7 protein-coding genes and 1 tRNA gene are annotated in these 9,216 nt (G+C 39.7%); 1 reads left to right on the forward strand and 7 read right to left on the reverse strand.

What is annotated here, in order from left to right; translation table 11 throughout:
• Nucleotides 1-271: 271 nt before the first annotated feature.
• A complete protein-coding gene (locus tag IM456_RS14315; RefSeq protein WP_149985955.1) occupies nt 272-526 on the reverse strand; it encodes a DUF3493 domain-containing protein in 255 nt (84 codons plus the stop codon).
• 59 nt (nt 527-585) lie between these two features.
• On the opposite strand from IM456_RS14315, the gene IM456_RS14320 reads away from it, so the two are divergent.
• Nucleotides 586-657: transfer RNA gene (locus tag IM456_RS14320), tRNA-Thr, on the forward strand.
• Nucleotides 658-879: 222 nt separating this feature from the next.
• On the opposite strand, the gene IM456_RS14325 is transcribed toward IM456_RS14320, so the two are convergent.
• The 6 genes from IM456_RS14325 to IM456_RS14350 form a co-directional block, all read right to left on the reverse strand.
• Nucleotides 880-1,380: a sll1618 family protein gene (locus IM456_RS14325; protein ID WP_149985956.1), complete on the reverse strand. Its 501-nt coding sequence runs from the start codon at nt 1,378-1,380 to the stop codon at nt 880-882.
• Nucleotides 1,381-1,418: 38 nt separating this feature from the next.
• Entirely contained in the window at nt 1,419-2,387 is a 969-nt protein-coding gene (locus IM456_RS14330) for a DUF4351 domain-containing protein (RefSeq protein ID WP_147069945.1), read from the reverse strand.
• Between the two features lie 901 nt (nt 2,388-3,288).
• Complete coding sequence (locus tag IM456_RS14335; protein WP_149985957.1) at nt 3,289-4,269, reverse strand: hypothetical protein; 981 nt, start codon at nt 4,267-4,269, stop codon at nt 3,289-3,291.
• 78 nt (nt 4,270-4,347) lie between these two features.
• On the reverse strand, nt 4,348-6,972 hold the full coding sequence (locus IM456_RS14340) for an LA_3751/LA_3752 family putative glycosyltransferase (RefSeq protein WP_287692988.1): 2,625 nt from the start codon (nt 6,970-6,972) through the stop codon (nt 4,348-4,350).
• 44 nt (nt 6,973-7,016) lie between these two features.
• Nucleotides 7,017-8,144: a DegT/DnrJ/EryC1/StrS family aminotransferase gene (locus IM456_RS14345; RefSeq protein ID WP_002800922.1), complete on the reverse strand. Its 1,128-nt coding sequence runs from the start codon at nt 8,142-8,144 to the stop codon at nt 7,017-7,019.
• Entirely contained in the window at nt 8,141-8,674 is a 534-nt protein-coding gene (locus IM456_RS14350; protein ID WP_149985959.1) for a cupin domain-containing protein, read from the reverse strand. Before IM456_RS14350 ends, IM456_RS14345 begins: the two co-directional genes overlap by 4 nt.
• Nucleotides 8,675-9,216: the final 542 nt, after the last annotated feature.

Consider the following 9,216-nt stretch of genomic DNA (forward strand, 5'->3'; position numbering starts at 1 on the left):
AGATCTTCTTGGGAAATCTCGTAAGAGAGATTACCAACAAAAATAGACATAATACTTGAATCCTCGATCAATACTCGAAACGGTGTGGAGACACAAAATTCAGGGAGAAGCCGAACAATACTAAAGTAAAAGACTTACCGAGTTAATACTGAAAACGAACTTGAACACCAATCTTGACTCTCGCCTCGATCATAACACAGAAAGATGGGAGTTAATGTTAACTTTTATTCTCCAGGGAAAGAGACCGTTTTGGCTATCGGTGGCTACTCCCTCAACCGCCAGCTTTTTTTTCCCGACGAAATAACCAAATCATCAGGGCCACCACACCAATTTGTAGGGCAAAATTGGGTAAAGCGGTGGCTACGTCCCTTGCTGCCGCTAATTGGGCCAGAAAAACCACCGCACCGATAAAACCGGATGCCCCTAAACCGAGATAGAGAAACTGCCGCAGACCTCGGTAGGGATTGGCCGCTTCCGCTTTCAAGCGGGCGTATTTTTGGGGATCGAGTCGAGGGGATTTGCTCATAAAAAAAATTTTCTAGCTGTGTATCTATTGTCCGTGATATAATCGGGAATTGGCAATGTGCCGATGTAGCTCAGTGGTAGAGTAGTTGATTCGTAATCAATTGGTCGTGGGTTCAAATCCCATCATCGGCTTGGGGTTTTACCTCCCGGAAGTTGACTCAGAAATACCGAAGTCCGGCTGAATAAATCCAAAAACCTTGTTGGATAAGACTTTTGGACTTTTTGGACATCAAAAAGTGTCGGACATTGGAGTGATCGGGGGGAAAATTCAGCTACTTTTTCCCTGAAAATCGGTCACACCCCACACCCCACACCAGGCTCCCACCAACAAACTTTTTCAGCAGCCCCTAGTTACTAAAGAAAAGGTTGAATGATTTCTGCGATCGCTTGACGTTGGCAATCGTCATATCCCCAGCGCTCTAGAAAGGCTTGATATTCTCCTTGTCCCGCGTTTAAACTGGTGGCTAATTGTTGTAATTTTTCCTCCAAGGCAGGCGATAATAACTGCTTAATTAGTTGACCAGTTTTTTCTTGGACTTTCTCAGAACCTTGGGCGTTTTCTTCGTCCCCTTGACCGCGATGATAGATAACCATTGCCGTGGACATAGCCAGATTTTTGACTAATAATTCATTGACAAATATCGGGGAAGTTTTTAAAGCAGTGATTACTTCTAAACTAGGATATTCACTATAGGATAAATCGCTGGTTAAGTAAGTAACAAAAAAACCTCTAGCTCCATTTTCTGTTGAGACTAGATCAGTAAGTTTTTCAGTGATTACATTGGCATCTAAAAACTCAATTTGACTTAGTAAATCTTGAGTTTGTTGGATGGCATTTTCAAAAGTTACACCCATAACATCAATAGCCTTCTGTGAATTTTAAGAGAAAAATACTAAGCATCTAAAGCATTTAACCAATTAGTTAAATCCTCCCATGTCGAAAAATCCAATAAAGCTTCCCCCGCTCGTTCCAGATCATCAATATTCAAGGTCATAATCCGACTCTCTATATCCACATCAATATCTCCTAACTTACGTTTAATCAGACGAACAATTAGATTTCTTTCTCTTGCTAAACCCTGTTCTAAACCCCGTTCTAAACCCCGTTCTAAACCCTGTTCTAAACCCTGTTCTAAACCGCGGCGCATCCAACTGGTGGTAATCTGCATAACTCCCTCCTGTTCGGGTTGAATAAATGTGCTAATCTCCTGTTGAAATTCTATCTCCTCGAACGAGTTGAGATTGAGATAGGTATCGACAAAGCCTGAAATCAATTGCATTCTAGCGGCATCTAATCTTAATGTTACCAATAATCTTAGACATTGTGCCTTAACTTTTGCTCTATCCCGAGGGGCAATTTTCATCTTGGCCATCAAAGCGGCGGCGACGGGATTAGCTTGATTGAGAAAATCTCGCCAATGCAAGCGATTTAACTGGACAACTTGATAGTTAAATTCTAACACTTTTAAGTCAGGAAACTCAATTTTGTATTGACGAATTGCTTCTTTTTGCGGACGATCATAGGAGAATATGACAATCGGATAAACTGGTAAGGCAAATTTTTGATGCAGACGAGCGAAATAAGTAAACATTCGCCGATTAAATTCCGGTTGAGAGCTAGACTGTGCTTCTAGATGAATTAAGAAAAATGATGATTGTCCTCGAAATTGCACTTGGGCGACTAAATCACTTTCATACTTTTCTCCTTCCGTGACATCGGTAAAGACTTCTTTGTCTAAAAATGTGATCTGATTAGGCTCTAAATAATTAATAATCTCAGGAAAAAACAACTGAATAAATTCAACAAAAAAAGTCGCAATTAATTCCTTAAATAAACGATCATGGTCAATAACATTATTCATACATAATAATTGCAAACGGGGAATCTTTCAGCTTATCTTCATATTCTAGTAATTATAAGGGTTTTACCCAATGATTAGCACTAGGAGGCCAAGAAATTAAATCCTCGATATTACCTTCCATAGTAGCACAAATTTGAGCGAGGGGTAATAGCAAATCCTGTTATCATACTAAATCCGTTGAGTATAGGCTACTTATTAGGACAGGCAAAAGGCAAAAGGCAAGAGGCAACAGGAGGAATAAATAATCAGTCTTTAATAACCGGATTTAGTATCATAAGAAGAGTAAGGACGAGGAGATAAAATGCCCAAAAAAGCCTACTTAGCCGCACATCCAAGTTCAGAGCAAATGAAAGATAGATATAAAGCAAGTCAAGATTCGGTGGCAACAAAAAGATGGCACTGGTTAGGTAAAATATCTTGAGGATCGACAATCAAAAATGCGGCAGTAGCTCTCGGATTAGATCATCAATATAGTTTTAAAATTATGGTTCTTCGTTACTTGGTATGGTTCGATCAGGGGGCAAAAATCGGCTAAATCCTTATCTGGCAAAAGACTTAATTGATTAGCTCGTTCTAGATTGAAAACAATTGGCAAAAATCGAAGCAATGTCTTTCTATATAAGGGTTTCACCCCTTATAACTCCCGTCCATTGCATAACACAAACCGAAGAACCCAAATTATCAAAAGCTTTAACGAATTAGGAAAAGAAGGAGTTAAAATCTCAAGAAAAAGAGTCAGGAACATCCGAGAGGAAAAGAACCTTTATTGAAGGAAGAACAATTCCAAAAAATAAAATTGAATAAATTCAGGGAAATTTACGGTAATTTTGCCGGTTAAATCAATTCCCTGCTATCTCCATCCCAAATTACTGCTAGTACAAAAGTTTTATCTAATTTTCAATTATCGATTGAGAATAGAAATAATTCGATGATTTTGAGTAGTTTTTCCCTGAATTATAGGACGCAGTTGTTGCACCAGTTCCCTAGAGCGTCTTATTCTTGCTTCCGGTAATAAATGCTCATGGGTATCGGCAAATAAACTAGAATCTGTTTGCAGATTAAGAGTTTTTGGATTGTAGATTAAAGGTACTATATTAGACAATTCTTCAATAGTTTTTTTAACATTTTTTACAGTAGTTTCATCCGTCTTAGCATAAACCCAAGAGAGAGAAACTACTAAATCAGCACCTTTAGCTTTTAACTCCTCTTGAAATTGAGCGATGCGTTTGAGGGAGTATTGAGAAATAGGTTGATCGAATGTTCTAGCCCACCATTTACCTGTACGCTTTTTGACTACGGTAGGATCTCCTTTTTCTGTGATTGGATCTGATAAATAACCCCTAGCTTTTCCTGTTTGCATAACATCAACAGCAGTTTTTACTATAGCGCGTAAACTAGGAACTCCCATTAACCAAGTCTCGGAAACTAATTGTTCTAAGGGTATATTTCCTAAACCCGGTTTTCCAATAGCAACACTAAAGGGAACCGAACCAAATAAACCATCACCATAACCAATACCATCATCATCCAGTAACATCAAATATTCAGGAATGAGAACTACTATATCCCCCGGACGTACCTGCTCTAAAATAATTGGGCAGATGACATTTAATCCCAAATCTCCCTGTAAACCAAAGTTAAAAACTGGGATTTTTAGCTCCTGTTCGAGGAATTGAGAGTTAATACTATATTGTACTCCCGACCCCCCCGCAAAAATTATTCGTCTCGGTGCATCTATCTGCTTGGCAAAAGATACTTTTTGTTCGTACATTTGTAGGAGCCACTTTAATTCACCCCCGTAGTGTACGTTATAAAAAAACCCCAAAGACCAGGCCACACCAACGGTAGCTAACCAAGGCCAAAAAGTAAACATTTTCTTCATAACTTTAGCTCCTAGAGTTGAACAATTAGAGGATAACTACAGAATCACTAATTCTAGTTAAAAAAAGAGATGCTTGTCTTATCTTTCTTGCCACAATTGCCAAATAGTGACCACATATTTCCGTCCTTTTGACAAATAATCCCAGAGATTAATTCCAGTTTTACTCTCACCATAAATGCGGGGAACGCAAAGATAAGGAACTTCCACTAACTTATAACCTAAACGATTGGCACGGGTTAATAAATCAATGCAGTATTCTCCATAATCTCCCTTTAAGCGAATTTTTTCTAAAACCTGAGAACGAACGGCAATAAAACCACTGGTATAGTCGTGAACTTGATTGCCTAGCATCACGATGGCCATGCGATTAATAATCCAGCTTAACATCCGGGCCATCACTCCGTGGGCAACATCATCACCCCCCGGAATCCAACGAGAACCTACGGCCATATCAGCTTTTTTAGCTCGAATCGGTGTGATTAATTGCGGCACATCTTCTGGAGGCATAGACAAATCACAATCCATCCAAGTAATAATTTTAGCCCCATACAGATTAATTGCGTCGTCAATACCTCTCTGTAGAGCCGAAGTTAACCCTTTCTCGTCGATTCTGCGACACAAAATTACCCCCGATTGGAATTGCGAATCTTGGGGAGGAGTGGGATATTGTTTGGCTAAATCTTCTACTATCTGCCAAGTTTCATCGGGAGAATTATCATCCACCACTAGCACTAAATAAGGACTAGGAACACTAGCTAGTAAACGTTCAATTAATTGACTAATATTATCTCGCTCGTTATAAGTGGGTAAAATCGTACAGACTAAATCATTAGCTGCTGGAGTAATTGTGGGCTTATCCTCAGATTTTTGGGCTAGTAAACCTGTCTCAGAAGCAGATATAACTATTTCATAGAAAGGATACTTACCAATGATTCCAGAGCGATTTATGCCAATTTGAAACTTTTGTCCATCTTGGCTAAATTCCATTTCTTCCGGTGGGGATTGTAAGAGTTGACAAGAGCGATAGGGATAGCAAACGTAGGGAAAACTAGACAATCCTTGACTGACTAATTCTTGGCATAGTTTAACCATGGCTTGACTATCTTCCACGCGGAAGAAAGTTTTTTGTTTCTCCAGACCAAAACCTAAAACTTGTGCCGCATATTGATGAGAAAAGACAACAATAGAATTAGGATTCTCTTCTATGCTTTTGATAGCTGGTGCTATCCCCTGATGGGTTTTATAGAAAAATTCTCCACCTTGATAAATGTTTTTATAGACAGCTATTGCCAGTAAGATTAACAGTAAAACCAAGCTTCCCTTGGCTAGTAAAACTTCTTGGTTCGCTCCTAGAATTTTTACTTGTTCCACCGTTAATAAGGTAACAAAGGGGATAAGAGGCAATAAATATCTCGGTCCCCATTGTTTACCTCCCACCATGACTTCTCCCGGGGCAATATCGACTAAACAAGACACCCCTACTGTGTAGATAAAATAGAGAGCATAGACAAAAAGCATTGGTTTATCTAGAGATATATTGGCGATGTCAAATAGATAACAACTAGCTAAAAGTATCAGAAAGTAAATGATATTGTCCTTGACTAACGCCTTGGTTTTGACCATTCCTTGCTGGCGAAGATTGACGAGAATAGCCAAGATGATAATCGCCATTATACTAATTAAAGTTACGGGAATATCCTTGGCAACATTCAATTGTTGGCCGCTCCAAGTGAGCAAGTAAGCTAGGGGAATTATACAGATAGGAAAATGCAGCAAAAAAGAGCTATTTAACTGATAAAAACTGGTCAGGGCTTCTTGAATACGTTTTTTCCAAGAAAACTCCTCAAGGACTAACAGAGCGTGAACTCCTAGAAAACGATTATAAATTAACTTATTGCACAACCACAGTAAAAACACACTAACAATCATACCTAGTACAAAACTAAAAGCTATTCGATTAGTTAGCAGAAAATCATAAACATTAAGATTTTGCTCGGTTGAATACCAAGCAAAAATTGAGGTTTGTTCTGGAGTTAAACCCAAGAAAACTAATAAAGTTAAAGTTGCCACTAGGGCCAGACATTCGGAGCGGAACCATACTGATAAACCCACTAGAAATCCGCCTAATAAATTGGGCAGCCAGCCACTATTAGCTGTATCGGGTAGAAAAAAAGCGATAACAATTCCCAAAAATCCTAAAGTAACAGCGAGGGTATGTTCACAATATATGGCACTGTATAGAGTTAAGGGAGAAGCAAAAATCAAAATAACTAATCCCAAAAGACCACCCCAACTGTCTAGCGAAAAAGCGGGAATTGCTCTCGAAAAACTGAGCCACAATACCCAAATTGATAGGAGGGGAATCAAGTAAAACCCACGATAACCCCAAAGTTTATAAAAAAGGGAAGTTAGCAAAGAGAATGGAAAAGGAAAGGAGATATAATAACGTTGATTTAAGTAGTAAACAAAAGGGGGGCGATAACTGTATAAACCCTCTTGCCAAAGACGAGTAACCCAAGCTTCTGCGCGCTCAACTAAGTCAAATCGCCATTGACCACTACTTAGCTGACGAGCTAGTAAAGCTTTCAGCGCCCCATCGCCATTAAAAAAAACATCCTTGGGAACTGAAATACATAGATATAGGGAATAAAAGCAGCCAGAGGCAATTACTACCCAAGATAAAAACTCCGTGCCAATTATCATAAAAGTCGGTTTTTATTCAAAAAATTTTCATCAATTTTTCATCCCTACTCAGCCTCAGCAAAAACTTGCCGAACTGCTTGGGCCACTCGCTCAATTTGCTCGTCCGTGAGAGCTAAACCGCTAGGCAGATAAAAACCCCTGCGCGCCAGTCTTTCAGCCACGGGACAGGAAACATTTTGCAATAATCCCATTTTGTGAAATACCGGTTGTTCGTGCATACACCAGAAAAAAGGACGCGTACCAATCTGATGTTCTTTGAGGCGTTTCATCGCTTCCATAGCATCAAAGTTAACCTCATCTTTGAGAACAACACCATAAACCCAATAAATATTTTCGGCATAATCAGTTTGAGGTAGAGGCAATTCTAGACAGGGGATATTTTGCAATAATTCCCTGTAGCGTCTGCCCATTTTTCTCTTGCGCTGGACAAAAGTTTCTAGCTGTTCTAATTGTGCTAAACCCACTGCCGCTTGCAGATTAGTCATCCTCAGATTCCAGCCCAGTTCTTCGTGAATAAAACGTCGTTGGGGCTGAAAATATAAATTTCTCAGGGAACGACAACGCTCAAAAATATCCTCTTGGTTGGTGACAATCATGCCCCCTTCTCCGGTGGTAATATGTTTGTTGGAATAGAAACTAAAGATGCTGATATCACCGAAACTACCACAGGGTTTACCTTGATAGGTTTGACCGTGCATTTCCGCCGCATCTTCAATAATTTTTAAACCGTATTTTTGAGCTAATTCTAAAACTGGAGTCATTGCCACCGGTAATCCGTAGATATGAACCACCATTATCGCTTTAGTGCGGGGCGTGATTTTTGCCTCTATCTGCCCGATATCCATGTTCCAAGTCTGCGCTTCGCAGTCCACGACCACGGGAATCGCCCCGGCTTTGACAATGGCAGCTCCGCAGGAAATGATGGTAAAAGTGGGGAGAATCACTTCATCCCCCGAACCAATTCCTAAAGCGACGATGGCCGCTTCTAAGGCCATAGAACCATTGCACACGGAAACGGCATACTTTCGCCCAACAGCGAGGGCAAAATTTTCTTCAAACTTCTGAACGAAGGGACCTTCCGAAGAAATCCAACCGCTATCAATACATTCGTTAAGATACTGTTTTTCCTTGCCCGCAAGTAGTGGCTCATTGACGGGAATAAAGCTACTCATGCTATCTCTGCTCCCGCCATTTTAACCACAGTTTCCTCAATTCCTGTAAAGCGAGTTTTATCCTGATTACCAACGTAGGGACCTTGTTTTACTTCAATCATTTCTACTTCTTCTAAGACTTGGAAACCATGGCCACCTTGTATCAACAAAACCACATCCCCATCTCTCAATATATGACTTTCTAGATATTGTTGGTCGTCATCATAGAAATCTACCCGCAGTTTTCCTCTTTTGATAATTAAGACTTCCTGGGTAAAAAATACTTCCCGTTGTACTTTGTTATGAACGTGGGGCATAATACTTTTTCCCGTCGGGTGTCTCATATAGGCCAACTGTTGGGAAAAATCATCGGGAGTTAGGAAATGAATCCCCTCTTGGTTAAACTCTCGTCGGAGAATTATCGCTAAAACTTTACCCTCTTTCGTGATTTGAGAAATTGGCAAAGAGTTAAATTGACTTTCTGGCTTATTTTTCTGATTTTGTCGGCGGAGAAAATCTAAAGATAAAAAGTCTGAAGCTAGTTTAAACATGAATTTAACCCCCCTAGGGAATGGTTGTGAGAAAGGCTGAAATTAATTGACAGCAAAGAAGGGGCGAACCAGTGACTAACTTTTGTCACCCCTGGTAGGCCAATTTAATTTAATTAGCTAAAGCTTAATCTAATTAACCTTCTGTTAATTTAGTTAACAGAAGGTTAATCCCGACTAAGGCAAGATGCTTCTACCATACATTTAAGAAAATACGGGAGCATCTAACTTTAGAAATAAGTAGAAATACTTAAGGGTAAAAAAATAGTATTAAACAGGGGTCTCATTAAGATAAGCGGAACGATGGCGAAGCACTTGTGGAACATTTAGAACACAAGTCCGAGCATTTGTACTAAAATATCTAATAGACGGCTAACTGCTATATTTTCTGATGACGATATAAATAGGGTTTGCTGAAAAAGTTTTTCGTGGGGGCAGGGTGTGGGGTGTGGGGTGTGGGGTGTAGGGTTTTACCGATTTTCATCTGGTCAATTACCTAATTTTCAGGGAAAAAGTACCTGAATTTTCCCCCCGCTCACTCCCAG

The sequence above is a fragment of the Microcystis sp. M079S1 genome (genome assembly GCF_020246425.1).
GTDB lineage: Bacteria > Cyanobacteriota > Cyanobacteriia > Cyanobacteriales > Microcystaceae > Microcystis > Microcystis aeruginosa.

What these genes read in the sequence shown, in the direction of transcription:
- IM456_RS14315 (WP_149985955.1), bottom strand. Translation starts at nt 526, where the DNA reads ATGAGCAAATCCCCTCGACTCGATCCCCAAAAATACGCCCGCTTGAAA.
- IM456_RS14340 (WP_287692988.1), bottom strand. Translation starts at nt 6,972, where the DNA reads ATGATAATTGGCACGGAGTTTTTATCTTGGGTAGTAATTGCCTCTGGC.
- IM456_RS14335 (WP_149985957.1), bottom strand. Translation starts at nt 4,269, where the DNA reads ATGAAGAAAATGTTTACTTTTTGGCCTTGGTTAGCTACCGTTGGTGTG.
- IM456_RS14350 (WP_149985959.1), bottom strand. Translation starts at nt 8,674, where the DNA reads ATGTTTAAACTAGCTTCAGACTTTTTATCTTTAGATTTTCTCCGCCGA.
- IM456_RS14330 (WP_147069945.1), bottom strand. Translation starts at nt 2,387, where the DNA reads ATGAATAATGTTATTGACCATGATCGTTTATTTAAGGAATTAATTGCG.
- IM456_RS14325 (WP_149985956.1), bottom strand. Translation starts at nt 1,380, where the DNA reads ATGGGTGTAACTTTTGAAAATGCCATCCAACAAACTCAAGATTTACTA.
- IM456_RS14345 (WP_002800922.1), bottom strand. Translation starts at nt 8,144, where the DNA reads ATGAGTAGCTTTATTCCCGTCAATGAGCCACTACTTGCGGGCAAGGAA.